Genomic DNA, 25,049 nt, shown 5'->3' on the forward strand with positions numbered 1-25,049 from the left:
CTCATCTCTCCAAATTTGGGTTATAACGCAATAGGTTGGGTGCCGGGGTACATTCCTCGGCGATGCGTAACGACGCAGACACGTGGCCGTCGCTACGCAATGTGCGAAGTGCCGCGGTGGCGCGGTCGCGCATGTCAAACGGCGAGAGCGTGTTCACGTAAATCTGCGTGCCGCCCTCGAAGCCGGCGAGTGTGGAGATGCGCCATTTCAGGTTGATGCGCCACGGCATGGGCACGTCCAGGTCCACAGGGCGGTAGTGCCACTCCTCGTTGGTGGCCACCTGCCCGCCGGTGGCGGCGTGCGCCGCGTGCAGCAGGTCGGACACCGCGCGGACCTCCTCGTCCGTGTGCTCCCACGGCTCGCTGGCGCGCGACTTCGAGTACACCGTCATGGTGGGGTAGCGGTGGCCCACGCCGGCGGTGAGGATGGCGTGGTCGTTCTCCGCGATCACCAGGTTTTGATAGAACGCGTGGTTGACGCCCCAGTCGTTGTACAGATTCAAATTCTGGCGCAGCTTCGCCGTTTCGGTCTCGGCGTTGACGCCGCGCTCGTCGATGGCCACCAGCTGCTTGTGCAGGTGCTCGAACGACGCGCCGGCGGGCGAGAGCCAGTTTTGGAACACCACCACGTAGCGGGCGTAGGTGTGCTGCTCCACCAAGTCGCGCAGCGAATCAACGGTGAACGCGATGAAGCGGTAGTGCTCCTCCGGGGTCAGCGACCCGGAGCCGGCGAGCTGTGCTGAGTTCTCCGCACCGTCCACGAAGTGGCGCCGGCCGATGATCACGTCGTGGCCGCCGCCGAAGTACGCCGGGGCAAGCTCGAGCAGCTCTTCGTCGGGCCTGTCCGGGTCCTGGCCCGCCGCAGCCAGGCGCGTGCGCACGGTTGCCAGCACATGCTCGCGCCCGGCGGGATCCGCCAGGTAGCGCTCCATGTGGACGCGGCGCGCCGTGGGCATCTCGTAGCCGTAGTTCTTCTGCCAGTAGTCGTAGGAGACGATCTCGAACAGGTTGGGCACCCGCCGAAACTCCGCGACTGTGTTGTCTAACTCGTCGGGCATGGCGTCGCGCAGGATGGCAAACCCCTCGCCGTCGGCGACCAGCCGCGACTTCTCCGGCGGGGTGCGCAGTTTGCGCGCTTCGCAGAAATTGCAGGTGTCCGCGTGCGCGCCGGGCATCAACGGCTCCGGCGGGGCGCCTGTGGTGGTAAGGGGCCTGTTGCCGCGGCCTGGAACCGTCCACACCTCGGTGCCGGAGAACGGATTGACCTGCTTTAAAGTCCCGTCCGCCATGGTCCGCAGTGCAACGTGGTACGAGTGCGCGGGGTTCATGGCGGGGTTAGACATGCACGCAACCATACCGGTTAGCCTTACACGCATGTCTGTGATCCAATTCGACGTCCTCGTCCCACCCACCGTCGCCGGCGAGGTCAAAGAGGTCTTCCAGCGCGCACTCGACATCCTCGTGCACCGGGAGATGCTCACCTCGGGCACGGTGGAAATGGAGCGGGTGCTTATCGACGACTCCGTGCGCACGCAGCTGGCCGAAACCTACGAGCGGGACCGGGGCGAAGACCCCGCGGACGCCGAGGTGTTCCGCTACAGCATCACGCCCGAGGGGGCAGACAGCCTCAACCGCCTGGCCATGGGCCTGTCGCGCATCCTCACCCCGAAGGTGGACCTGCCGCGCGACCCGGTGCTGCTGGAAGACCAGGACCGGTTCGAATCGCCCTCGATCTACCCCTGGACCGTGGAAGTGTTCAGGTAGGCCACGGCGATCTCAGCGCCGGCCTGGGTGAGCTGCTCGCGCACGTTGTCGGTCTCCGCAAGAGTGACCGCTATGGTGCCCTCGGCCGGCAACTCGTCGAAACGCCCTGCGGCGACCGCGAACGCCGCGCCGGCCTCGCGGGCCAGTTCGCCGACCACGGAGGCGACCTTGCCGGTGCCGGTCTGTCCGTCGAAGCGGCCCTCGCCGGTGATCATGAGCGCCGCGCCCTCGACCTGCTCCGCGAGCCCGTTGGAATCCGCCACCACGCGCGCGCCGGGCAGGATGTGCACGTGGGATGAGTCCCCGTGCAGCATGGTGGACAGCCAGGTGATGCCGATGCCCACGCCGCCCGCAGCGCCTAGGCCCGGGGTGGCCGGGTCCACGTCCGCGACTTCGCACAGACGCGCCAGGCCCCGGTCGAGCACCTCGATGTCGTCTACTGTTGCGCCCTTCTGCGGGCCGAACACGTGCGCCGCGCCCTGGGGTCCGGTGGCGGGCGCGGTGGTGTCGGTCAACAGCACCCACTCCACCGCGCCGGCGGGGACGTTGACCTTCGCGGTGTCGAAGTTCGCCAGCTGCTCCAACGCGCCGCCGCCGGGCTTGAGCTGGTAGCCGGCCTGGTCCAGGGGGTTGACGCCGAGGGCGACGAGGATGCCGGTGCCGCCGTCGATCGTTGCGGTGCCGCCGAGCCCCAGCACGATGCGCTCAGCGCCGCGGGTCTCGGCGTCCGCGATGAGCACGCCGGTGCCGTACGTGTCGCCGGTCAGCGGCACCGGCTCGTCCACCGCGGGCAGGCCGGAGGCCGCGGCGACGTCGATGTAGGCGGTCTTGCTCGGGGCGTGGAAGGTGTACTCCGCTTCGGTGAGGCGGCCGGCCGCGGTAGTCGTCGGCAAGCAAATGCGCTCGCCCTCGAACAACGACGAGGTGCCTTCGCCGCCATCGGCCATGGGGGTGAGCACGATCTGCGCGTCGCGGATGACGGAACGCACACCTTCGGCGAGCCATTCGGCGGCCTCGGCGGCGGTTGCGGTGGATTTGAAGGAGTCCGGCGCGACAACGATTTTGGGCGACGGAACTGCGTCGAGGGGAGAAACCATGGGGGAGAGTTTAGCTACCGGCCACGCGGGGCCGAATGGTGTTGTAAAGTTTGTCCGGTACACAATTCTGCATAGCTATAGATATCGGAGGCCACGCCCAATGAGCGCGATTGACCAAGAAGTTGCCGGCTACTACCAGAAACTGCTGGAGCGCAACGCGGGCGAGCCGGAGTTCCACCAGGCGGTTGCCGAAGTGCTGGATTCGCTGAAGATCGTGCTGGGCAAGGACCCGCACTACGCGGACTACGGCCTGATCGAGCGCCTCTGCGAGCCGGAGCGCCAGATCATCTTCCGCGTGCCCTGGCTGGACGACGACAACAATGTGCGCGTCAACCGCGGCTTCCGTGTCCAGTTCAACTCCGCGCTCGGCCCGTACAAGGGCGGGCTGCGCTTCCACCCGAGCGTGAACCTGGGCATCATCAAATTCCTCGGCTTCGAGCAGATCTTCAAAAACTCCCTGACCGGCCTGCCCATCGGCGGCGGCAAGGGCGGTTCCGACTTCGACCCGAAGGGCCGCTCCGACGGGGAGATCATGCGCTTTTGCCAGTCCTTCATGACGGAACTGTGGCGCCACATCGGCGAGTACCGTGACGTGCCCGCCGGCGACATCGGCGTGGGCGCCCGCGAGATCGGCTACCTGTTCGGCCAGTACCGCCGCCTGGTGGACCAGCACGAGTCCGGCGTGCTCACCGGCAAGGGGCTGACCTGGGGCGGCTCTCTGGTGCGCAAGGAGGCCACCGGTTACGGCAGCGTCTACTTCACCAACGAGATGATGAAGGCGAACGGTGACTCCATCGACGGCGCGAAGGTGATCGTCTCCGGCTCCGGCAATGTGGCCATCTACGCGATGAAGAAGGCGCAGGAGCTCGGCGCAACTGTGGTCGGCTTCTCCGATTCCTCCGGCTGGGTGGAAACCCCGAACGGCGTGGACATCGAGCTCGTCCAGGAGATCAAGGAGAAGCGCCGCGGGCGCGTGTCCGAGTACGTGGAGGAGGCCACGGGCGCGACCTTCCACAGCGACGGCTCCATCTGGGACCTGAAGGCGGACGTGGCGCTGCCGTGCGCGACGCAGAACGAGCTCAACGGCGACCATGCGCGCACCCTTGTTGACAACGGCGTGCGCTACGTCGCGGAGGGCGCGAACATGCCGTCCACCGCCGAAGCGGTGGAGGTATTCCGCGAGCGCGGCGTCTGCTTCGGCCCGGGCAAAGCCGCCAACGCCGGCGGTGTGGCCACCTCCGCGCTGGAGATGCAGCAGAACGCCTCGCGCGACTCCTGGTCCTTCGACTACACGGATGACCGCCTGCACCAGATCATGTCCAACATCTTCACGGTGGCCAAGGACACCGCAGAGGAATACGACCACGCAGGCGACTACGTCATCGGCGCAAATATCGCCGGTTTTAAAAAGGTTGCCGACGCGATGCTCGCCCAGGGCGTGATTTAACGTTTCAGCGGGTACGCTTAGGCACCATGTACCGCGTTTTTGAAGCCCTGGATGAGCTAGTTCAGACCCTGGAGCAGGCCTACGGCGTGCCCATGACCTCCAATTGCATGGTTCCCCGCAACGAGATGCTTGGGCTTCTCGACGACCTCCGCAACGCCCTGCCCGTCGACTTGGACGACGCGCAGGACGTGCTGGACAAGCAGGACGAGATCCTGCGCGGGGCGCAGGACCGCGCCGACATGCTCGTCGGCGATGCAGAGGAGGATGCCCGCCGCATCGTCTCCGACGCGCACTCCGAGTCCGAGTCGATGCTCTCCGACGCGCAGGCGCGCGCGACCAACCTGGTCACCGACGCGGAGGAAGAGTCCAACATGATGGTCACCCAGGCGCAGAACGTGGCCGAGATGACCGTGAACAATGCGCAGCGCGAGGCCGACAACATCGTCGAGTCCGGCAACGCGGAGTACCAGCGCACCGTGGACAAGGGCCTGGCGGAGCAGGAGCGCCTCATCTCCGAGTCCGAGGTCATGCGCCGCGCCGACGAGGAGGCGCACCGCCTGGTGGATGAGGCGACCGCAGAGTCCAACCGCCTGCGCTCGGAGTGCGACGACTACGTCGATTCCAAGCTCGCCGAGTTTGAGGAGGGGCTGCGAAACGTGCTGCAGACCGTCTCCTCCGACCGCTCCGCGCTGCGCCGCGGCGCCGGCGCCGCTGGTGCTGCGGTTCGCGGCCGACGCGACGACTACTAACGGGTAGTCTGTTGCCGTTATGTCTACCAATCCTTTCGTATTCGATGTCAGCGACGTCCTCGGCGGCGACGGCACCCCAGAGACGGTGACACAGACAGGCCCGTCCCCGTCGCGCATCGGCCCCGAGATGATTGCCATCCCGGCAGGGCGCGAGGTTGAAGTTGAGGCGACGCTGATCCCGCTGGGCTCCGGCGTGATGGTGGATGCCACCGCGACCGCGCAGCTTGAAGGGCAGTGCGTGCGCTGCTTAAAGGAGCTCACCCCGACCGAGACGCTGCGCATTTCCGAGGTGTTTTCCGCCTCCGATGACTTCATCACCGGCGACAGTGAGGAAGAAGAGGACCAGGGCTCCGGCGACGAGATCCGCAAGGTTGTCGACGGCACCGTGGACTTGGAGCAGGCGTTCGTGGACGAGGCCGGCATGAACTGGCCGTTCAACCCCACCTGCCAGCCGGAGTGCGAGGGCGACACTGACGTGCCCGCCCCGGACGCGGTCGAGGGCGAGGAGAACAACCTGGTCGACCCGCGCTGGGCCGACCTGGAGAAGTTCCTGTGAGCCGCTCGAAGAAGAACAAAGGCAACGCGGACGAGCTGTGGGAGCAGACGTTTGACGCCGTCGACCACGCCCCGCTTATTGCGCACCTCGGCGTGGACATCGAGCGCGACAGCCTGAAGCTTGCGCTGACGCACCGCTCGTTCGCCAACGAGCACGGGCACCTGCCCAACAACGAGCGCTTAGAGTTCGTCGGCGACGCCGTGCTGGGCTTGTCCGTGGCCACCAAGCTGTTCGAGCTGTACCCGTCGCGCCCGGAGTCCGACCTGTCGCCGATGCGCGCCGCCATCGTCTCGCGCTACGGCCTGGCCGACATCGCCCGGGAGATCGACCTGGGCAAGCACGTACTCATCGGCAAAGGCGAGGAACTCACCGGTGGCCGCGAGAAGGAGTCGATCCTCGCGGACACCACCGAGGCCATCTTCGGCGCGATCTACTTGCAGCACGGCTTCGAGCCGGCGCGCGATGTGATTCTCAAGCTTTTCGACGAGAAGCTCCGCACCGCCACCGTGAACAAGAAGCACCACGACTGGAAGACCGACCTGCAGGTGCGCCTTGCCGAGCTGAAGCTGCCGGTGGCCGAGTACGTCTCCGAAGCGTCCGGCCCCGAGCACAACCAGACGTTCACCGCGCAGGCGCTGGTGGGCGGCGTTTCCCGCGGCACCGGCACCGGCCCGAACAAGAAGCTGGCGGAGCAGGAGGCGGCCCACCAGGCGGTGCTGTATCTGCGCGACCACGCAGCGGAGGCCGTGCGCGGCAATGCCTGAGCTGCCCGAGGTTGAGGTGGTGCGCCGCGGGCTGGACCAGCACGTGGTCGGCCGCACATTCCAGCGCGTGGAGGTGCTGCACCCCCGCGCCGCCCGCGGCAACACCGTGGACTTGGAGCAAACCCTGCCGGGTCTGACCATCACCGGCACCGGCCGCCGCGGCAAATACATGTGGTTCACGCTCAGCGACGGCGCAGCACTCCTCGTGCATTTGCGCATGAGCGGGCAGATGCTCGTCGCAAAGCATGGCACCGTAACATCGCCGCACCTGCGTATTCGCGCGGACATGGGGGAGGTGGAGCTAGATTTCGTGGACCAGCGCACCTTCGGATTCTGGCAGTACACGCAGCTTATCGACGGCATTCCGCAGCCCGCCGTCCACATCGCCCCCGACCCGTTCGAGGACGACTTCGACCTGCGCGAGACCGCGCGTGCGATGCGGCGCAGACGGTCGCCGCTGAAGAATGTCCTGCTGAACCAGGAGGTGGTCAGCGGCATCGGCTCCATCTACGCCGACGAGGCGATGTGGGCCGCGCGCCTGAAACCCTGGCGCAGCGCGAAAACCATGCGCCAGCGTGACGCGGAGGCCGTGCTGGACGCCTCGCGCGAGGTGATGGCCCGCTCGCTGGAGCAGGGCGGCACCAGCTTTGATTCGTTGTACGTCAACGTCAACGGCGCGTCCGGGTACTTCTCCCGCTCGCTCAACGCCTACGGGCAGGCGGGCAAGCCCTGCGCGCGATGTGGTGCCCCGATCGAGCGCGTGACGGTCGGCGGGCGCTCTAGTTACTTCTGCCCGGTCTGCCAAGTGCGCTAGCGCGCGAGTACGGTGGTGCGGCATGGTTGATCAGTCAGCATTCAAAGACGCAATGAGCCAGCTGGCTGCCGCGGTGGCGATCGTGACCACCGGTTCCGCAACAGACCCGCACGGCACCACCGTCAGCGCATTTATGTCCCTGTCGCTGGATCCGCCGATGGTGCTGGTGTCTCTGGACAAGAGGTCGTCGCTGTTGGCGTTGTTGCCCGAAGGTGCGTCGATAGGCATTAATGTGCTCTCCACCGAGCAGAACTTGCTCGCGCGGCGCTTCGCATCCAAAGGGGTGGACCGCTTCGCGGGGGTGGAGTGGCAGATGGCGGACGGCGCGCCGCAGCTGCCCGGCAACCACACCTGGGTGGCCGGGAGGGTCGCGCAGAGGATTGAGGCGGGCGACCATGTGCTCGTGCTTGTCGACGTTGCCGCCACCGACGTCAACACCAACTGCCCGCTGCTGTACTGGCAGCGCGAGTTTGGCACCCACGGCGCGATTCAGCCTGGTGAGGTGTGCACACCGGCGGTGGAGGGGTAGCTCAAAGGCCCGTCGTTGTGTGATGTGGGCAACCTGGCGATACACTGCCCGCCATGGAAACCGCTACCTCATTCGTCGAGGACACTCTCAACGGCGTGATCTGGAACGTCGTCCCCGTGTTCCTCGTCCTCGCCGGCGTCTACTTCGGCGTGCGCACACTGTTCGTTCAAATCCGCCTGTTCCCGGAGATGCTCAAGGCGGTCGCCGAAACCCCGAAGGGCAAGGATCGCGAGGGGCGCGACCTCGATGAAGAGTACGGCGGCCTGTCCGCATTCAAGGCCTTCACCATTTCCGCCGCCTCGCGCGTGGGCACCGGCAACATCGCTGGCGTGGCGCTGGCGATCTCCATCGGCGGGCCGGGCGCGGTGTTCTGGATGTGGATGCTTGCCCTGCTCGGCGGCGCGACCGCGTTCGTGGAGTCCACCCTTGCGCAGCTGTGGAAGACCAAGGACGCCGAGGGCAACTACCACGGCGGGCCGGCCTACTACATGACGCGCGGCCTGGGCTGGAAGCCGCTCGCCGTGATCTTCTCCGCGTTCTTGGCCATCACCTACGGCTTTGTCTACAACGCCATCCAGACCAACTCCATCGTCGAGGCGGTCGGCGGCTCCCTGGGCACCGACTCCGTCGTGCTGAAAGGCGTCGTCGCCGCTGTGATCGCCACCCTGACCGCCCTGGTCATCTTCGGCGGCGTGACCCGCATCGCCTCCTGGACCCAGGTCATCGTGCCGTTCATGGCCGGCGCCTACATCCTCATCGGCCTGGCCGTGCTGGTGATCAACTGGCGCGAGATTCCGGGAATGATCGAGATGATCGTCGGCCACGCCCTGGGCCTTGAGCAAGTTGTCGGCGCCGGTGTTGGTGCGGCGTTCATGCAGGGCATGCGCCGCGGCCTGTTCTCCAACGAGGCCGGTATGGGCTCCGCCCCGAACGCCGCTGCCACCGCCACGGTGTCCCACCCCGTCAAGCAGGGCCTCGTGCAGACCCTCGGCGTGTACTTCGACACCCTCCTGGTCTGCTCCATCACTGCCTTCGTGGTGCTGCTCGGCCCGGCCGTAACCTACGGCCGCGACGACATCCAGGGCGCGTCGCTGACCCAGTCCGCGCTGGCTGACTCCGTCGGCGCTTGGGGCGCGCACGCCATCACGTTCATCCTGTTCTTCCTGGCATTCTCCTCCGTGATCGGCAACTACTACCTCGCGCAGGCGAACCTGCAGTACCTCACCGACTCGAAGACCGCGATGACGGTGTTCCGCCTCGTTGTCATCGGCTTTGTCATCTTCGGCGCGTTCGGCTCCGTCCCACTGGTGTGGGCGCTCGGCGACACCATGGCCGGAATGCTCGCCATCTTCAACATCGTCGCTATCGTCCCGCTCGGCGGCGTGGCGCTGAAGCTGCTGAAAAACTTCAACGACCAGCGCCGCAAGGGCATCGACCCGGTGTTCCACCGCGAGATGCTGCCGGAGCTGAAAAACGTGGAGTACTGGGACGGCTCCGACCCGGTGACCCGCCGCAGCGCAGACGACCGCATCACCGTCAGCGAGGACAACGACGGGCGTTAGTCAGTTGTAAACTCAGGTACCATGAATCGGCCTGAGAAAACTACTCCCACGCTGGTCTATCTGCACGGCGTGAACAGCAAGGGGCCAGAGGCGCCTTCCTCTGCAAAATGGAAGGAAGGGCTTGCCCGAGGGCTTCACGCTGCGGGGTACCCGGGGTTGGAAGACGTCAGTATCGTCGAGCCCTCCTACGCTGATCTCCTTCAGAAACTCAACGGCGACCCAGACAAAATCGACGCCCCGATTCCCCCAATTACGCAGACGAAACAGTCGTCCTCGGAGCGTCGCCAGAAAAGATCCGAGTTCGATTCGCGCATGGCTGCGATGGAGCGTCGCCTCGCCGACACAGATGCTCTCGGACCCAAACCCCTAGCAACCGCTGCGGAGATGGCTGCAGCAGCGGCCTTCAGGTTCAATAAGTTCCGAGAAGCCAGCAACTACATGAACGATGACAAAGTTCGGCGCGATGTGCTTAACCGGGTTATCCGGCAGTTGCCGGCCGATGGGTCAATTGTGCTTATCGGACACAGCCTGGGCAGCGTGATCGCGGCTGACTTGCTGCCCCGCATACCGCACAACCTCAAAATTGCAGGCATGGTCACTATCGGGAGCCCTCTAGCGCAGGGCAACTTTGATTTGAGCAAGCTTGAGACCAACCTCAAAGAACCGCCGTCCAATCTCGCATGGTGGATTAACTTCTGGAGTCACTGGGATCCCGTTGCTGCTCTGCGCGGAGCTTCGTCAGTTGTGCCGTGGTTGCTGGATCTCCGTGTGTCCACACCAGTTAATCCGTACTTTGCACACTCTGCACATGAGTATCTGGAAGAAGAGCTCGTAGGTAAAGCAGTTGGATATGCTCTATTCGGAGCGCAATCGGCTGAGCTCGCGGTGATTGAAACAGGCGTGGATGTTCAGATGGACCACGAGGAAAAGCTAGTTCTTGCGGGTCTACGTTTGTCGCACCTGATCCGGGAAAACCTGAAGGGTGACACAAAAGAGCGATTCGGTGGAGCGCTCTCTGATACGCAGTTTCAGGTGATTAACGACCTCATTGCTAAACGCACAATGGAACGACGTGCCATACCTGGCGGTCTTTCTGTCCTGCAGACGAATGAGGTTTGTGACCCCGATAACCTCAGCACTCCGGTGGTGCACTTGTTCCCGGACCGCGACCAAGCGGCGAAGGATCTCATCACACTTGCCCTTCAAAATCCTCTCTCTCCATATGAGGTGGAGGTTAAAGAATCAGTGCGTATCTCGGCTATGAGGCAGCTTGCGGCGGAGATGGCGCTGACCCCGCAGCAGGGGGAGGACGCGTTCGACGCACTTGAAGAAGCTTCCAAGGCGTTGGCTGGTAAAACGCGGCTTATGAAGTGGGGATTGCTGGGAGCTGGTGCGCTTGCTGTAGTTGCCTCAGGAGGACTTTTACTGCCAGCTGCACCAGGACTGGCTGGGGCAGCGGCCGTTACAAGTGCATTGGCATCCTTCGGCCCCGGTGGCATGGTGGGAGGCCTTCTCACCGCAGGAGCACTTGTGTCTGCTGGGTCGGGGACTATTGCAGTGGGAATGATGACCGCAGGGAGCACCGCCGAGGAATTCGAGGGAGTAATCCACATTCAGTTGTCCCGGCTGATTCTGCGAGACACATGGAGAATGCCGTGTGATGAATCAGTGTGGCACGTGTGGACTGAACTGGAGCGTGACCTTATTCGTCAACGGTCAAAGCTTGAACGGTTCAGCGACAAAAATGCGCCGGGACTCAAGGACACAGATCGGAAGCTCGCCACGGTGCGGAAAGCGATTCGCTACGCGGAAGAGAAAAGACTTAGTCCGAAGGTACGCTAACCCCGCTACGCTTGGGTGGCATGACAACAACACGCATGACCGCCCATGTCCGCGGCAACGTCCAGGGGGTGGGGTTTCGCTGGTGGACCCGCTCCCGCGCCCTAGAGCTGGGATTGGCCGGATACGCGAAGAACCTTTCAGACGGCAGGGTTGAGGTGGTTGCGGAGGGGGCCGAAGGTGCCGTCGAGAAGCTCAAAGCCCTTCTTGAAGAGCAGCCTTCGACTGCGAAGCGCCCGGGAAATGTGGAGCACGTCCAGGCGCAGTTCGGGGAGCCGAAGGGCGCGGAAGGGTTTGAGGAGCGATGAGCTCACTGTTTGACGACTAGGGGGAGTCCGGGGACGTAGCGTAGTCAGGTGAATCCACGGTGAAACGGATCTTCGCCCCGACTGCTCGCGCATAGCGCTGCACGGTCGACAGTTGCGGGTCTGATTCACCCCGTTCCAGATCTGAAATCGCAGACTGAGTGGTGCCCATGGCGTCCGCAACTTGACGTTGGGTCTGGCCGGACGCTTTCCTGAGCTGACGCAGTGTTTCTACGAGAGTGGACCGGGCGGAGGCATCCTCAAAAGCTCCCGCGAATCCGGGGTCCTTCAAGTGGCTCCCAAAATCTATTTCTTTGGAATTGTTATCCGCGTAGCTCATTGCAGCATCCCCTCTTATATCGGTTATAGCAGATATTACGGGAGTCTTGGACCACGTCCACTGGGCTTTCCTTGTTCCCTTGCCTGGCGTCGCGCACGCTGGGTTACACTGCCCCAATGCACCTGAAATCGCTGACGCTCAAAGGATTCAAGTCCTTCGCGTCGGCGACGACGATGAAATTCGAGCCCGGCATCTGCGCGGTGGTGGGGCCGAACGGCTCCGGCAAGTCCAACGTGGTGGATGCACTCGCGTGGGTGATGGGCGAGCAAGGCGCGAAGAATCTGCGCGGCGGGAAGATGGAAGACGTCATCTTCGCCGGCGCGGGCGGCCGCAAACCGCTGGGGCGCGCGGAGGTCACGCTCACCTTCGACAACACGGACAAACGCCTGCCCATCGACTACACCGATGTGGCCATCACCCGCCGGATGTTCCGCGACGGCGCCTCGGAGTACGAGATCAACGGCTCCAAGGCGCGCCTGATGGACATCCAGGAGCTGTTGTCCGATTCCGGCATCGGCCGCGAGATGCACATCATCGTCGGCCAAGGCAAGCTCTCCGAGATCCTGGATTCGCGCCCCGAGGAGCGCCGCGCGTTCATCGAGGAGGCTGCGGGTGTGCTCAAGCACCGCCGTCGCAGGGAGAAGGCGCAGCGCAAGCTAACGGGCATGCAGGCGAACCTGGACCGCCTGACCGACCTCACCGACGAGCTGGGCAAGCAGCTCAAACCCTTGGCTCGCCAGGCTGAGGCCGCCAAGCGTGGCGCTGCGGTCCAGGCGGAGCTGCGCGACGCGAAGCTCAAGCTCGCCGGCGACCAGGTGGTGCGGCTGCGCGCGAAGTACGCCGACGCCGAACGCGCCGCCGAGATGCTGGCGGAGCAGATGGAAACCGTCACCGCAACGCTGGAGACCGCGGTGGAGGAGCAGGAGGCCGTGGAGGCTCGCCAGCAGGAGCTGCAGCCGCAGGCGCAGGAGGCGCAGCAGTTGTGGTTCGCGCTGTCCACGCTGGCTGAGCGCGTCAGCGCCACCCAGCGCATTGCTTCGGAGCGCGCCCGCAGTTCCAACTCGTTCGCACCCTACGCGGGCCAAGATCCGGAGGACCTGGAGGCGAGGGCTTCGCTTGCCGACGAGCGCTACGCCGAGGCCCTCGAAGCCGCCGAAGAGGCCGCGGAGAAGCTCGAGACCATCCGCGAGGAAGTTGCCGAGCGGCAGGAGGCCTTCGACGCCGCCGAGCGCGAGCACATGGCGCAGGTGCGCGCGATCGCGGACCGTCGTGAAGGTGTTGTGCGCCTGATCGCGCAGGAGGAGTCCCAGGCAGCGGCGGTCGAGGCGGCCGAGGACGAGGTCCGCCGCCTGGAGGAGACGCTCGCGGAGACGAAGCAGCGCGCCCGGGAGGCCGATGCGGAGGTCGCGTCCGTCGAGGAGCGCATTGCGGGCTTTAGCTCGGAGCGTTCGCCTCTCGACGACGCATTCGCCCGCGCCCACACCGAATCCGACGCCGCCGACAAGCGCCTGGACCAGCTGCGGGCGAAGCAGCGCGAGCACGAGCGGGCCGTGGCGACCCTGCAGTCGCGCATTGACACCCTGGCGGAGCAGGCGCCGAAGCGTTCGGCGGAGGACGTGCTGGAAGGCTTCACCGCCCTTGCCGGCCTGGTCACCGTGGAGCCAGGGCTGGACCGCGCGCTCGCTGCCGCGCTCGGCGAGCACGCCGAGGCGCTGGCGGGCGAGGTCTCCGACGACGCGGTCGGCGCACTGGAGTCCGCCGCGCGCACGGTGGTGGTGGACGCGCGCGGCGGGTCGACCTGGCGCTTGGACACCGACGGCGAGGTGGACTGGCTGCTCGACCACGTCGAACTGGATCCGACGGTGGTTGGCCCGGTCACGCGCCTGCTCGCGGACGTGGTGGTGGCGGACGACCTCGCCGCCGCCCGCGGCGTGGTGGAACAGGACCCGCGCCTGCGCGCTGTCACGCCTGCCGGCGTGCTGGTGGGCGAGGGGTGGGTCGCCGCCGGCACGGGGCAGACGTCCACGGTGGAGGTCTCCGCCCGCATCGAGGCCGCAAAGGCGGAGCTCGCCGAGGCACAGCAGCTGCTCGAGGAGCTCGCGGGCACCCTCGAAGGCGCGACCGTCGCCGCCGACGAGGCCCGCGTCAGCGCCGCGTCCGCCAAGGCCGCGCTGCGCGAGCACGACACCGAGGTGGAATCCTGGCGCCGCGACCTCGCCCGCCTGGTCAAGCAGGCCGAGGCGAACAAGTCCGAGCACGAGCGCGCCGCGGCGAGGGCGAACGAGGCGGACGCGCGCCTGGCGCAGCGCCAGGCTGAGCTGGAGGAGACGCGCGACCGCCTCACCCGCGTGGACACGGACGTGGCGGAGTCACCCGAGGAGCCGTCGACGGAGCAGCGCGACCAGGCCAGAAACGCGCTCAACCACGCGAAGTCGCTGGAGATGGAGGCCACGCTCGCCTCGCGCACCGCGCAGCAACGCGCCGAAGCGGAAGCCGGTAAGGGCGACGCGTTGCGCCGGCAGGCGGAGCAGGAGCGGCAGGCGAAGGCCCGCCATGAAGCGGCGATGGCTCGCCGGAGGGCGGAAGGGGAGCTGGCCGGTGCCGTCGAGAAGCACGCGCGCGACCTCGCCGCCCGCATCGAGGACGCGCTCGCCCGCGCCACCGCCCAGCGCGACGAACTGAACGCGCAGGTCAACTCGTTGCAGGGCAAGGTGCAGCAGGCGCGCCAACAGGTGGGCGCCACCCGCCAGCAGCTCGCGCGGCTGACCGACAACGCGCACCAGTCCGACATCGCGCGCTCGCAAGCGCAGGTGCGCATCGACGAGGCAGAGGCCAACATCACCTCCTCGTTGGGCATCGCGGTCGCCGACCTGCTCGCGGACTACACCCCGGGCGAGGACTTCGACCGCGACGCCGAGCAGAAGCGGCTCAAGCAGGCGGAGAAGGACCTGCGCGCCCTGGGCAAGGTCAACCCGCTGGCGCTGGAGGAGTTCAAGGCGCTGGAGGAGCGCTACACGTTTTTGAGCACGCAGCTCGACGACGTGATCCAGGCCCGCAAGGACCTCACGAACGTGATTGAGGACGTGGACGCGCAGATCCTGCAGCTGTTCACCGACGCGTGGGCGGACGTGGAGGCCGAGTTCCCGCGCGTGTTCCAGACCCTGTTCCCGGGCGGCGAGGCGCGGCTTGTGCTCACCGAGCCGGAGGACATGCTCGCCACCGGCATTGAGATCGAAGCCCGCCCGCCGGGCAAGCGGGTCAAGCGTCTGTCCTTGCTTTCCGGCGGCGAGAAGTCGCTCACGGCGCTTGCCTTCCTGGTGGCCATCTTCCGCGCGCGACCCAGCCCGTTCTACGTGCTCGACGAGGTCGAGGCAGCACTTGACGACGTCAACCTCCGCCGCCTCATCGCCCTGCTAGAGGAGCTGCGACAGGACTCCCAGCTGATCGTGATCACGCACCAGAAGCCCACCATGGACGTGGCGAACGTGCTCTACGGAGTGACCATGCGCGGTGATGGCGTGACCCGCGTGCTGTCCCAGCGCATGCAGCCTGCCGGGGCTGCGCCCGCAGTGTAATATCATCCGAAAGTTGGAGAAAGGATGACTATGTCTGTATCGCGTACCTCGGCGGTGGTAGGTGTTTTCGCACTGGCTCTCGTAGTTGGCGGATGCTCCACCTCAGCGGACCTGGACGGCACCTACACCAAGGTTGAATCAGCTGGTGAGGAGAGCCTGACCAGTACCCTCACCATCGGCGGGGGCGACTGCACGCTGCACCACGTCGCCGAGCCCGAAAATGTGGAGGCTGACGAGTCGTGCACCGTCGATGAGGATAACCTCATCTTCACCGCGGATGGCGCGGAAACACGGTTACCGGTCACTCAATCGGACAATGGGGACTTGCGGATCGGACTTGGTGACGGGGAGCTCTACCAAAAGAGCCACTAGGGCCTTCTTGATGCCCGTCCCCGCGTGATGTCGGCGGTGCTGGCACACTAGAGCGCATGGATCTCAATGCTTTAGTCAACAGCACTGCGTTTTGGATTGTCCTTGCAGTCATCGTCATTGCGCTGATCCTCATCGGCGTTGTCGTCGCCGGTAAGAAGCGCAGGGAATCGAAGACCATCTCCTTTGACAAGGTCGAAGAGCCCAAGGAGCTGACCCAGCAGGAGAAGTCGGGCAACTACCAGGCCAAGGGCGGCTTCAACTTCGCACAGGCGGACGCGCAACCGAAGCAGCCGGAGCCGGTTCGCCGTGAGAAGCCCGCGCCGAAGCAGGAAGCAGCCGCGGCTTTTGTCCCTCCGAAGCAGGAGGAAGAGGAGACCGTGGTCGAACGCGCAATTTCGCGTGACGACGAACCACAGGTCCCCACCGAAACCACCCAGCCCGCGAAGGCTGAGTCGGAGGCGCCGGTGGAGCAGCCGGTGGAGCCAGCTGAGCCGGTCGCCGAGGAGAAGCCGGCTCAGCCGGTCGAGCCGGCAGAGCCAGTAGAGCCGGAGCAGCCCGTCGAACCAGCTGAGCCCGTGGAGAGGGTTGACGAGGTCGAGGCGGAGCCCGTCGATAAGCAGGCTGCTGCTGAGGCTGAGGCAGAGGAAGCCGCGGCGGCTGCGGCGGCCGCGCAGGAGAGTGCGGACGAGGCGCGACAGGACGGTGCCGAGGTCTCCGAGGACGCCGTCGTCGTTGAGGCGCCGACGGAGGAGCCGCTGGACGACATCGCACCGGCCGCCGGCCGCATGGGCAAGCTGCGCGGGCGCCTGTCGCGCTCCCAGAACGCGATCGGCCAGGGGCTGCTCGGCATCCTCACCGCGGGCGACCTGGACGAGGACGCCTGGGAGGAGATCGAGGACACGCTGATTATGGCGGACCTCGGCGCCGAGCTGACCATGAAGGTCACCGACTCGCTGCGCGAGAAGATCGCCGAGCGCGGCGTGGAGACCGAGGACCAGGCCCGCGCGATGCTGCGCGAGACGCTCATCGAGGCCGCGCGCCCGGAGATGGACCGCTCCATCAAGGCCATGCCCAACGACGGCAAGCCCGCCGTGATCCTCGTCGTCGGCGTGAACGGCACCGGCAAGACCACCACCACCGGCAAGCTCGCGCGCGTGCTGGTGTCCATGGGCCACTCCGTGGTCCTCGGCGCGGCCGACACCTTCCGCGCGGCCGCCGCCGACCAGCTGGAGACCTGGGGCAAGCGCGTCGGCGCCTCCACGGTGCGCGGCAAGGAGGGCGCGGACCCGGCGTCCGTCGCCTTCGACGCCGTGGCCACCGGCGTGTCCGAGGGCGCGGACGTCGTGCTCGTGGACACCGCGGGCCGCCTGCACACCTCCACAGGCCTGATGGACCAGCTGGGCAAGGTCAAGCGCGTGGTGGAAAAGAAGAGCAACGTCGACGAGGTCCTGCTGGTGCTGGACGCCACCGTCGGCCAGAACGGCATCATGCAGGCGCGCGTGTTCCGCGACGTCGTGGACATCACCGGCGTGGTGCTGACCAAGCTCGACGGCACCGCGAAGGGCGGCATCGTCTTCCAGGTGCAGGAGGAGCTCGGCGTGCCCGTCAAGCTCGTCGGCCTGGGCGAGGGCGCCGACGACCTCGCGCCGTTTGAGGTGGAAAGCTTCGTCGACGCGTTGCTCGGCTAAGCATTTGCCTATCGACGCCCACGCGCCCCGGCGATGACACAGTGATGTGCCCATTGCCCGGGGCGCGCGCTAGTCTTGTGGGGATTATTTTCCGCTAGCAGCACAAGGGAGCGTGCACACCGTGTTCGAGTCACTGTCCGACCGCCTCCAATCAGCCCTCGGCGGCCTGCGCGGCAAGGGCAAGCTCACCGAGGAAGACATCAACGCCACCGCGCGCGAGATCCGTCTCGCCCTGCTTGAGGCGGACGTCTCGCTCACCGTCGTGCGCGCGTTTATCAAGCGCGTCAAGGAGCGCGCGCTCGGCGCCGATGTCTCAGCGGCGCTGAACCCTGCGCAGCAGGTGATCAAGATCGTCGACGAGGAGCTGACTAACATCCTCGGCGGCGAAACGCGCCGGCTGAACATGGCGAAGAACCCGCCGACCGTGATCATGCTGGCCGGTCTGCAGGGCGCCGGTAAGACCACGCTGGCCGGCAAGCTGGCACACCACCTGGCCAAGCAGGGCCACACCCCGATGCTGGTGGCCTGCGACCTGCAGCGCCCGGGCGCGGTGCAGCAGCTGCAGATCGTCGGCGAGCGCGCCGGCGTGCCCACCTTCGCACCGGACCCGGGCACGTCCCTGGATTCCTACGAGCACGAGATGGGCACCTCCCACGGCGACCCGGTCGCCGTGGCGCAGCAGGGCATCGAGTACGCCAAGCAACAAAAGAACGACGTGGTCATCATCGATACCGCGGGCCGCCTCGGCATCGACGAGACGCTGATGACCCAGGCGCGCAACATCCGCGACGCCGTCAACCCCGACGAGGTCCTCTTCGTCATCGACGCCATGATCGGCCAGGACGCGGTCAAGACCGCCGAGGCGTTCGCCCAGGGCGTGGACTTCACCGGCGTGGTGCTGACCAAGCTCGACGGCGACGCCCGTGGCGGTGCGGCTCTGTCCATCCGTGAGGTCACCGGCAAGCCGATCCTGTACGCGTCCACAGGCGAGAAGCTCGAGGACTTCGACGTCTTCCACCCGGAGCGCATGTCCAGCCGCATCCTCGGCATGGGCGACCTGCTCTCTCTGATCGAGCAGGCCGAGGCGACCTACAACGAGCAGGACGCCGAAGCAGCCGCGAACAAGCTCACCTCCGGCGAGCTGACCCTGGAAGACTTCCTGGACCAGCTGCTGATGATCCGCCGCATGGGCCCGATCGGCAACCTGCTGAAGATGATGCCGGGCGGCAAGCAGATGAACCAGATGGCCGACATGGTCGACGAGAAGCAGCTCGACCGCATCCAGGCCATCATCCGCGGCATGACGCCCGAGGAGCGCCAGGACCCGAAGATCCTCAACGCTTCTCGACGCAAGCGCATCGCCAACGGCTCCGGCGTGAAAGTCTCCGACGTCAACCAGCTCGTCGACCGCTTCTTCGAAGCCAAGAAGATGATGGGACAGATGGCCAGCCAGTTCGGCCTGCCGGGCATGCCGGGCATGGGTGGCGGCCGCTCCGCCACGAAGAAGAAGCCGAAGGGCCGCAAGGGCAAGAACGGCAAGCGCAAGGCGCCGAAGCGTGGAGGTGGCATGCCCAAGATGCCGGGCATGCCGGGCATGGGCGGCGGTATGCCGGGGATGCCGGGTGGGATGCCGGACCCGAAGGAGCTGGAGAAGCTCCAGGAGCAGCTGCCCGCAGGCATGCAGGGCATGGACCTGAACAACCTGGACTTCAACGAGGCGATGAAGCGCATGCAGAAGGGCAAGTTCTTCTAAGCCGAGCGCCGCGGTCTGCCCGGGCGTTGTTGTCAACCGGCGGCACTCTCCCGCAGACCCCGAGCGGAGGACCCCTAGTATGGCCAGTTTTCGGCCGTACTAGGGGTTTCTTGCTCTGGTTCTGTGGGCGGGGCTCCGGCGGTGGGGCTGTGGGCGTGGGTGGGGCTCCGGCGGTGGGGCCCCGGGGCATAGACCCTGGGAGGCAAAGCCTGGGATCGCGCAAAAATCGCGCGTTGCCAGGGTCTTGATCCCAGGGTCTGCGCGAGGGGACGGGGAACGAGCTGGCAGGGACGAGGGACGGGGAACGAGCGGGCCGAACCGCGGGGGAGCTGACGGGAGCGCCCCGAACGAGGGGGGGGCTACGGGGTGGCCGGAGGGGCGTCGAGAAGCGAAAGCTCCTCGAAGATCGGCGCGAGGCGCTCCCACAACACCGGCGTCAGCGACTCGGCGTAGGCGTTGGAGATGTGGTTTTGGTCGCGGTAGATGTACACGTTGCCGATCTGCGGCGGGCAGAGGCCGTCGATGCAGTACCAGCCGGCAGTGTCGATTTCCCACTGCGCGAAGGCGGCGTCGATCAGCTCCGCCGCTGGGTCCTCGGGAGCGTAGACCATGTCCGCGGCCATGGAGCAGTCGTGCTCGGAGTAGCCCGCCACGATGCACAGGTTCGGGTCCATCGGCTCGCCGGTGGGGGTGAACATCCACGGGTTGTCGCGCAAGCCCACGAACGGAATGCCTAGCTCGGCCAGGCGCTGCCAGAGGTTGGCGTAGGCTTCCGGCACGTAGTCGGCGGAGACGCGGCCGTCGCCGGCGTGGCCCGCGGGGCGGGTGGAGGTGGAGATGACCATGGCGGGCTGCAGGTTGATGATCTCCTGCATTGCGTTTTCGCCCCACTCGGCGCACTCGGGGGAGACGATCTCGTTGGCCGGATCCAGGGGCCCGCCGACAACCAGTGGGCATTCCTGGCGCACGAAGGTGGCGACCTTGAAGTGGTGCTCCTTGCCCAGTTTGTCCAGGGGGACGATGAACGGTTCGATGTGGGAGCCGCCGGCGAGCACGATCGTCGTCTCCGCCGAGAGGTCGCCGTAGGTGCAGTCAGGGCCCGGCATGGCGTCGGGGGCTTCGGGGAGGAAGATCATGCAGTCGTCGAGCCCGATGGGCGGGAACACGCCGGCGATGAGGTTCGGGTTTGGCTGCGGTTTCACGTTCGGCACTTGCGCGCCTTGGATGGCGCGGGCGCCGGGGTAGTTGACCGGGTCGAGGGCCTTTTCTGCGCTGTCGACTCGGTTGTCCCAGTACGGCTGTACGGCCAGCGCCACCGCAAAAAGCGCCGCCGCCAGCGCGCCACCTACCGCACGCGCGGCACCGGGCAAGGTGCGTAGCGACGCTCTCGCTTCGGCCACCGGATGGTCGTCGCCACGCGGGCGCTGGCGGTGCTGACGAAGCGGGTCCTCAACCAGCGTGTGGGTGACGTGCGCCAGGCACAGCGACACCAGGATGACCAGGCCGCCCAGCCAGGCCGGAGGGGTGTCGTAGCCGCCGATGACGGTGACGATGATCAAAAGCGGCCAGTGCCACAGGTATAGCGAGTAGGCCACGCTGCCCAGCCAGGTCATCGGGGCGGAGGCGAGCACCCTGGACACGCCGTTGGCGTTGCCGGAGAGGATCACCAGCGCCGCACCGGTGAGCGGGATCAGGGCGACGGGGCCGGGGAAGGCCAGCGAGGTGGGCACGATCAGACCGGTGACGGCGATGAGCACCACGCCGAGCAGCGCGGTGAGCCACGCGGTGGCCTGCGGCAGGAACCGGTTCGCCGGCACGAAGGCGAGCAGCGCGCCGAGGGAGAGCTCCCATGCGCGGGAGAACGTGGAGTAGTAGTTCTCGCCGGTGCCCTCCAGCCCGAAGCGAGAGGCCCAGGCGAACGACGCCACGGTGATCACAGCCAGCAGCGCAATCGCGGCGCGGCGGGCGTGCTCAGGCTTCGCGTGCAGCTTCACGACGGCCACGGCAACGACCCAGCCCATAAGAATGCCGAAGACGTAGAACTGCCCCTGCACGGACATGGACCATAGGTGCTGCAGGGGAGAGGTCTCCTGGCTGGCCGCGGCGTAGTCCGCGTTCTGCGCCATCAGCTCCCAGTTTTGGAAGTACAGCATCGACGCGGTGACCTGGCGGGACAGCTCCACGCCCATCAGTTCCGGGGTGAACGCCATGACCAGGCCGACGACTGCAACCACCACCAGCGCCAGTGCCGGCACCAACCTGCGGATGGTGCGCCACAACGGCCACCACGGGTTCAGGTTCGGGTTCGGGCGCAGCGCGTAGCGCAGCTGGCCGCCGAGGAAGAAGTAGCCGGACAGCAGCAGGAACACATCGACGCCGCCGGAGACGCGGCCGACGAACACGTGGAAGATGACCACCAGCGCGATGGCGAAGCCTCGCAGCCCGTCCAGGTCAACGCGGTAGGCGGTGGAGCCCTTCGTCGGCCGCGGTGCGTGCCCTGCCGTCGTACTCAACCGTTTCTCCAACCCGTCTTGTCGTGTGTGTCTTGTTGCGCTGTGCCGATTATCGTCACAAGCGGTTAAGGACAATACCGCCACCAACGCGCCGGACCGAACCAGACTCGCGCGGGCATGACCGGGCAAAAGCGGACGCGTGTTTTGGAGCCTGGCCAAAGCGCGCGTAAGGTATCACGGGTTGTCCGGCGTGTTTGTTCGCCAGGCACGACAAGTCCATAACTGCGTACGCGCCGGATCCGTCTTGCCCGTGCTTTGAAGCACGGGAGGTCGCCCGGCCAGGCACGCGCAGGGTAAATAAGAAGGGTTGAACCGGCTCGTCGATAAGTGGCGAGTGTCTGCACTGCCCAGTGACCTAAAAGGAAGTACACCATGGCTGTAAAGATCAAGCTGCAGCGCGTTGGCAAGATCCGCAACGCGCAGTACCGCGTCGTCATCGCTGACGCCCGCACCCGCCGCGACGGTGCCGTCATCGAGAACATCGGCATCTACCACCCGAAGGAAGAGCCGTCGCTCATCCGCATCGATTCCGAGCGCGCTCAGTACTGGCTGGGTGTCGGCGCGCAGCCGACCGAGCCGGTGCTGGCACTGCTGAAGGTGACCGGCGACTGGCAGAAGCACAAGGGCCTCGACGGCGCCGAGGGCACCCTGAAGGTGGCCGAGGAGAAGCCGTCCAAGCTCGACCTGTTCAACCAGGCTCTGGAGGAGGCCAAGAACGGCCCGACCGCCGAGGCCATCACCGAGAAGCGCAAGAAGGCCAAGGAAGAGGCTGAGGCAAAGGAGGCCGCTGAGGCCGCCGCTGCCGCCGAGGCAGAGGCTGCTGAGGCCGAGGGCGAGTCCGCTGAGGCTGAGTCCGAGGCTCCCGAGGACGCTCCGGCTGAGGAGAACTAAGCGCTCTTCGCTTATCGACGAACCCCCGTTCCCGCACACCGCGCGCGGAACGGGGGTTTCGTGTTGGTGGGGTTTCCTTTTGCCACCGAGCCGTCCACCCCAACACTTACCGCAAACCCGGGGATCCAAAGCCTGGGATCGCGCAAAATTCGGCGGCGGGATCAAGCGGTTAATGCGCCACGTTTGAATATTTGCTCGAGTATTTCACGTGGTGTTGCTCCGCCGAGGACTTGTCGTGGTGTGTCGTTGAGTTCGTTTTGTACCCAGGCGACGTGCTCGGGGGTTACTTCGGCGAAGTCGGTGCCTTTCTTGTAGAACCGGCGGCGGATCTCACCGTTGGTGTTTTCGTTGGTGGGCCGCTGCCACGGCGAGTGCGGGTCGCAAAAGTACACCTCGCAGCCGTCTTTGATGCGCACACGTGCAGTTTCAGCCATTTCCACGCCTTGGTCCCAGGTGATGGTCTTGAGCTGTTCGGCGTTGAGGTCTTTGACCATCTGCTGGATCGTTGCAATCACCGTCATCGATGTGTGTTCGGTGGGCAGATGTCCAAGCAGGGTGTAGCGGCTGGTGCGCTCAACTAGGGTGATCAGCGCGCTTTTGCCGCCTTTGCCGATGACAAGATCGCCTTCCCAGTGCCCGGGGATTGCCCGGTCGTCGGCTTCTGGGCTGCGCTTGGTGATTTCAGCACCTTTGATCCACGGCTTGCCGGTGAGCAGACCTGCATTGCGGGGCCGGGTTTTTCGGCGTTTCCCGCCGCGGATGAGCACATCTTGGGTCTTCATCACCGCTTCAAGCTCGGCGCGCAGGCTGCCTTTGCCCTGGATGTATAAGGCGCTGTAGATCGCTTCGTGGGAAATACGCATGCTTTCATCATCGGCGAAAGCATGCTGAAGCCACACACTGATGCGCCCGGGTGACCACCGGCGGGCAAGACATTCCACCACCACAGCGCGAAGCACCGGGTTGTCATCAAGCTTGCGCACCTTCGGCCGGCACGCACGCGCCTGAGTACCCGCGTGGGCACGCCGGGCGTTGTAGAACACCTTGACCTCACCGCTGTCATCGTCGATGATTTCCCATCCGTTGCGGGCAATCTCCCGGCTGATCACGCTGTGGTGGCGCCCCAGAAGTGTGGCGATCTGTCTGGCTGACAATCCCTGGCTGCACCCATGTTGGATCGTCAGGCGGTCTTCAAACGACAGTTGGACCCCGCGGCCGACGTTCACACGGTCCTCGGCATGGTCGGCAGGCGCGCTACCTGCCTGTGTTTTCATTGGTGCTGGCACGGAATCAACTTTGCTGTGCGCAGGTGGTTTTACCGTGCAAGCCTCCGGCGTGTTGGCCGGCTGCACCCCATCACGGTTTCCGCCCGCTTTCTCCTGGCGTGCTTGCTGCACCCAGCGATACACCGAATTAGTCGACATGCCATATGCATCAGCAACGCGTTTCACCGGCTCACCATCCAACACCCGTGCGACCGCGTCTTCCTTTTGCTGCGGGGTGATGCGCGGCTTTTTCTGCAGTTCGGTCAGCACACCGACTTTCGCCAACCTCGGGTACAACACCCCTGGTGACGTGCCCAACGTCGCAGCCACATCCGGTACCGACATCCCTGACATCACCAACGCCACCGCATCGCCGATAAGTTGGTCGCGTGCACGCGCCAACGCCTTCTTCGGCGAAAGCGCGCCAGCTTGCTTGACCCATTCATAAACCGTGGCCTCTGCCACTCCGGCATCACGAGCAATCTCGCCGACATCATCGCCTGCAACAAGCCGCGCCACAGAAGCAGCCTTCACATCCTTCGGAGTCCAACGACCAGCCACAACAACCTCCAAGTCGAGGTGGCGCATTCACCCACTGACAACTCCGGCCATTCCCAGGGTGGAGTTCCCAGGGTTTGTGTCTTCTGCAGGGCAGGGTAGGGCAATGCAGGCGGTGCAGCCAGGAACTCTCGGTGCCCGGCCCGTGGCCTGCTACCGTAATCTCCCATGGAGCTGCAGATCGGCCGCGTGGTCAAGTCCCACGGCGTGAAAGGTGAGGTTGCCGTCGAGTTGCTGGCGGACGAGTCGGAGGAGCACATCGTCGTCGGCGCTGTGCTCACCGGCCGCCAAGCGGGCAAGGAACGGGAGCTGACCGTGAAGACGGTGCGCCCGCACCAGAAGCGCCTGCTGGTCAGCTTCGAGGAGGTGCCGGACCGCACTGCCGCTGACAGCCTGCGCGGCATGAAGTTCTTCGCCGAGCCGCTGGAGCGTGAGGAGGACTCGGACGAGTACTACAACCACGAGCTCATCGGCCTGAAGGTGCGCCACGACGGCGCTGAGGTCGGCGAGGTCACCGGCGTGATGGACGCGCCGAACCGGAAGATCCTGGAGATCGACTACAACGGCAAGGACGTCATGGTCCCGTTTGTGATGGACTTCGTCCCGGAGCTCGACACGGATGCGGGCTACCTCACCATCACCCCGCCCGAGGGCCTGCTTGATGTCTAA

General features: G+C 65.7%; 21 protein-coding genes and 1 pseudogene. 16 read left to right on the forward strand and 6 right to left on the reverse strand.

Translation table 11 applies throughout. From position 1 onward, the window contains the following. Position 1 precedes the first annotated feature (1 nt). Positions 2 to 1,342 (reverse strand): DUF4921 family protein, encoded by a 1,341-nt coding sequence (locus ACF3NP_RS02495; protein WP_392398931.1) that lies wholly within the window; start codon positions 1,340 to 1,342, stop codon positions 2 to 4. A 31-nt stretch (positions 1,343 to 1,373) separates the two neighbouring features. Between ACF3NP_RS02495 and ACF3NP_RS02500 the strand changes: the two genes are divergently transcribed. Next, positions 1,374 to 1,763 carry a hypothetical protein gene (locus ACF3NP_RS02500; protein ID WP_311390130.1) on the forward strand — a complete coding sequence of 130 codons (390 nt, stop codon included), beginning with the start codon at positions 1,374 to 1,376 and terminating at the stop codon, positions 1,761 to 1,763. Here the strand turns inward: ACF3NP_RS02500 and ACF3NP_RS02505 are convergent. Then, the gene (locus tag ACF3NP_RS02505; RefSeq protein WP_392398932.1) at positions 1,733 to 2,860 is read right to left on the reverse strand and encodes a glycerate kinase family protein; all 1,128 of its coding nucleotides are present in this window, start codon (positions 2,858 to 2,860) and stop codon (positions 1,733 to 1,735) included. The genes ACF3NP_RS02500 and ACF3NP_RS02505 overlap by 31 nt on opposite strands. A 100-nt stretch (positions 2,861 to 2,960) precedes the next feature. Between ACF3NP_RS02505 and gdhA the strand changes: the two genes are divergently transcribed. The 9 genes from gdhA to ACF3NP_RS02550 are packed head-to-tail and all read left to right on the forward strand — an operon-like array spanning position 2,961 to position 11,428. Next, positions 2,961 to 4,307 (forward strand): NADP-specific glutamate dehydrogenase, encoded by a 1,347-nt coding sequence (gdhA, locus tag ACF3NP_RS02510; RefSeq protein ID WP_181888681.1) that lies wholly within the window; start codon positions 2,961 to 2,963, stop codon positions 4,305 to 4,307. Positions 4,308 to 4,333: 26 nt separating this feature from the next. Next, positions 4,334 to 5,056 (forward strand): DivIVA domain-containing protein, encoded by a 723-nt coding sequence (locus ACF3NP_RS02515; RefSeq protein ID WP_239307613.1) that lies wholly within the window; start codon positions 4,334 to 4,336, stop codon positions 5,054 to 5,056. A gap of 19 nt (positions 5,057 to 5,075) precedes the next feature. Further along, positions 5,076 to 5,612, forward strand: coding sequence for a YceD family protein (locus ACF3NP_RS02520; protein WP_269952452.1), 537 nt, complete (start codon positions 5,076 to 5,078; stop codon positions 5,610 to 5,612). After that, a complete protein-coding gene (rnc, locus tag ACF3NP_RS02525; RefSeq protein WP_269952453.1) occupies positions 5,609 to 6,376 on the forward strand; it encodes a ribonuclease III in 768 nt (255 codons plus the stop codon). The genes ACF3NP_RS02520 and rnc overlap by 4 nt, the downstream gene beginning before the upstream one ends. Further along, positions 6,369 to 7,190 carry a bifunctional DNA-formamidopyrimidine glycosylase/DNA-(apurinic or apyrimidinic site) lyase gene (gene mutM, locus ACF3NP_RS02530; protein WP_181888677.1) on the forward strand — a complete coding sequence of 274 codons (822 nt, stop codon included), beginning with the start codon at positions 6,369 to 6,371 and terminating at the stop codon, positions 7,188 to 7,190. The genes rnc and mutM overlap by 8 nt, the downstream gene beginning before the upstream one ends. 22 nt (positions 7,191 to 7,212) lie before the next feature. After that, positions 7,213 to 7,719, forward strand: a complete 507-nt coding sequence (locus ACF3NP_RS02535) for a flavin reductase family protein (protein ID WP_392398933.1) — start codon at positions 7,213 to 7,215, stop codon at positions 7,717 to 7,719. 53 nt (positions 7,720 to 7,772) lie between these two features. Continuing rightward, on the forward strand, positions 7,773 to 9,281 hold the full coding sequence (locus tag ACF3NP_RS02540) for an alanine/glycine:cation symporter family protein (RefSeq protein WP_392398934.1): 1,509 nt from the start codon (positions 7,773 to 7,775) through the stop codon (positions 9,279 to 9,281). A 21-nt stretch (positions 9,282 to 9,302) separates the two neighbouring features. After that, positions 9,303 to 11,123 carry an alpha/beta hydrolase family protein gene (locus tag ACF3NP_RS02545; protein WP_034998632.1) on the forward strand — a complete coding sequence of 607 codons (1,821 nt, stop codon included), beginning with the start codon at positions 9,303 to 9,305 and terminating at the stop codon, positions 11,121 to 11,123. A gap of 20 nt (positions 11,124 to 11,143) precedes the next feature. Then, on the forward strand, positions 11,144 to 11,428 hold the full coding sequence (locus ACF3NP_RS02550; protein WP_239356682.1) for an acylphosphatase: 285 nt from the start codon (positions 11,144 to 11,146) through the stop codon (positions 11,426 to 11,428). A 16-nt stretch (positions 11,429 to 11,444) separates the two neighbouring features. Here ACF3NP_RS02550 and ACF3NP_RS02555 read toward each other — a convergent pair whose 3' ends face one another. Then, on the reverse strand, positions 11,445 to 11,765 hold the full coding sequence (locus tag ACF3NP_RS02555) for a helix-turn-helix domain-containing protein (RefSeq protein ID WP_074431994.1): 321 nt from the start codon (positions 11,763 to 11,765) through the stop codon (positions 11,445 to 11,447). A gap of 116 nt (positions 11,766 to 11,881) precedes the next feature. Here ACF3NP_RS02555 and smc point away from each other — a divergent pair, with 116 nt between their 5' ends. From smc to ffh, 4 genes are all read left to right on the forward strand, one after another. After that, a complete protein-coding gene (gene smc, locus ACF3NP_RS02560; protein ID WP_392398935.1) occupies positions 11,882 to 15,340 on the forward strand; it encodes a chromosome segregation protein SMC in 3,459 nt (1,152 codons plus the stop codon). Between the two features lie 24 nt (positions 15,341 to 15,364). Beyond that, positions 15,365 to 15,712 (forward strand): hypothetical protein, encoded by a 348-nt coding sequence (locus tag ACF3NP_RS02565; RefSeq protein ID WP_392398936.1) that lies wholly within the window; start codon positions 15,365 to 15,367, stop codon positions 15,710 to 15,712. Between the two features lie 56 nt (positions 15,713 to 15,768). Continuing rightward, the gene (gene ftsY / locus ACF3NP_RS02570; RefSeq protein WP_392398937.1) at positions 15,769 to 17,400 is read left to right on the forward strand and encodes a signal recognition particle-docking protein FtsY; all 1,632 of its coding nucleotides are present in this window, start codon (positions 15,769 to 15,771) and stop codon (positions 17,398 to 17,400) included. Between the two features lie 121 nt (positions 17,401 to 17,521). After that, positions 17,522 to 19,153: a signal recognition particle protein gene (ffh, locus tag ACF3NP_RS02575; protein ID WP_392398938.1), complete on the forward strand. Its 1,632-nt coding sequence runs from the start codon at positions 17,522 to 17,524 to the stop codon at positions 19,151 to 19,153. Positions 19,154 to 19,512: 359 nt separating this feature from the next. Here ffh and ACF3NP_RS02580 read toward each other — a convergent pair whose 3' ends face one another. Next, positions 19,513 to 21,666, reverse strand: coding sequence for an acyltransferase family protein (locus tag ACF3NP_RS02580; protein WP_392398939.1), 2,154 nt, complete (start codon positions 21,664 to 21,666; stop codon positions 19,513 to 19,515). A gap of 372 nt (positions 21,667 to 22,038) precedes the next feature. On the opposite strand from ACF3NP_RS02580, the gene rpsP reads away from it, so the two are divergent. Further along, positions 22,039 to 22,557 (forward strand): 30S ribosomal protein S16, encoded by a 519-nt coding sequence (rpsP, locus tag ACF3NP_RS02585; protein WP_392398940.1) that lies wholly within the window; start codon positions 22,039 to 22,041, stop codon positions 22,555 to 22,557. Between the two features lie 161 nt (positions 22,558 to 22,718). Here the strand turns inward: rpsP and ACF3NP_RS02590 are convergent, their stop codons facing one another. Both ACF3NP_RS02590 and ACF3NP_RS02595 read right to left on the reverse strand, forming a co-directional pair. After that, the gene (locus ACF3NP_RS02590; protein WP_392399124.1) at positions 22,719 to 23,831 is read right to left on the reverse strand and encodes an IS30 family transposase; all 1,113 of its coding nucleotides are present in this window, start codon (positions 23,829 to 23,831) and stop codon (positions 22,719 to 22,721) included. Positions 23,832 to 23,981: 150 nt separating this feature from the next. Then, a pseudogene (locus ACF3NP_RS02595) lies at positions 23,982 to 24,410 on the reverse strand (transposase); the annotation flags it as partial. 138 nt (positions 24,411 to 24,548) lie between these two features. Here ACF3NP_RS02595 and rimM point away from each other — a divergent pair. Beyond that, a complete protein-coding gene (rimM, locus tag ACF3NP_RS02600; protein ID WP_239356936.1) occupies positions 24,549 to 25,049 on the forward strand; it encodes a ribosome maturation factor RimM in 501 nt (166 codons plus the stop codon).

The sequence above is a fragment of the Corynebacterium lehmanniae genome (assembly GCF_043161975.1).
Classification (GTDB): Bacteria; Actinomycetota; Actinomycetes; order Mycobacteriales; family Mycobacteriaceae; genus Corynebacterium; species Corynebacterium lehmanniae.

Coding starts and splice junctions, on each gene's coding strand:
- ACF3NP_RS02495 (WP_392398931.1), bottom strand. CDS start 1,342: ATGTCTAACCCCGCCATGAACCCCGCGCACTCGTACCACGTTGCACTG.
- ACF3NP_RS02500 (WP_311390130.1), top strand. CDS start 1,374: ATGTCTGTGATCCAATTCGACGTCCTCGTCCCACCCACCGTCGCCGGC.
- ACF3NP_RS02505 (WP_392398932.1), bottom strand. CDS start 2,860: ATGGTTTCTCCCCTCGACGCAGTTCCGTCGCCCAAAATCGTTGTCGCG.
- gdhA (WP_181888681.1), top strand. CDS start 2,961: ATGAGCGCGATTGACCAAGAAGTTGCCGGCTACTACCAGAAACTGCTG.
- ACF3NP_RS02515 (WP_239307613.1), top strand. CDS start 4,334: ATGTACCGCGTTTTTGAAGCCCTGGATGAGCTAGTTCAGACCCTGGAG.
- ACF3NP_RS02520 (WP_269952452.1), top strand. CDS start 5,076: ATGTCTACCAATCCTTTCGTATTCGATGTCAGCGACGTCCTCGGCGGC.
- mutM (WP_181888677.1), top strand. CDS start 6,369: ATGCCTGAGCTGCCCGAGGTTGAGGTGGTGCGCCGCGGGCTGGACCAG.
- ACF3NP_RS02535 (WP_392398933.1), top strand. CDS start 7,213: ATGGTTGATCAGTCAGCATTCAAAGACGCAATGAGCCAGCTGGCTGCC.
- ACF3NP_RS02540 (WP_392398934.1), top strand. CDS start 7,773: ATGGAAACCGCTACCTCATTCGTCGAGGACACTCTCAACGGCGTGATC.
- ACF3NP_RS02545 (WP_034998632.1), top strand. CDS start 9,303: ATGAATCGGCCTGAGAAAACTACTCCCACGCTGGTCTATCTGCACGGC.
- ACF3NP_RS02550 (WP_239356682.1), top strand. CDS start 11,144: ATGACAACAACACGCATGACCGCCCATGTCCGCGGCAACGTCCAGGGG.
- ACF3NP_RS02555 (WP_074431994.1), bottom strand. CDS start 11,765: ATGAGCTACGCGGATAACAATTCCAAAGAAATAGATTTTGGGAGCCAC.
- smc (WP_392398935.1), top strand. CDS start 11,882: ATGCACCTGAAATCGCTGACGCTCAAAGGATTCAAGTCCTTCGCGTCG.
- ACF3NP_RS02565 (WP_392398936.1), top strand. CDS start 15,365: ATGACTATGTCTGTATCGCGTACCTCGGCGGTGGTAGGTGTTTTCGCA.
- ftsY (WP_392398937.1), top strand. CDS start 15,769: ATGGATCTCAATGCTTTAGTCAACAGCACTGCGTTTTGGATTGTCCTT.
- rpsP (WP_392398940.1), top strand. CDS start 22,039: ATGGCTGTAAAGATCAAGCTGCAGCGCGTTGGCAAGATCCGCAACGCG.
- ACF3NP_RS02590 (WP_392399124.1), bottom strand. CDS start 23,831: ATGAAAACACAGGCAGGTAGCGCGCCTGCCGACCATGCCGAGGACCGT.
- rimM (WP_239356936.1), top strand. CDS start 24,549: ATGGAGCTGCAGATCGGCCGCGTGGTCAAGTCCCACGGCGTGAAAGGT.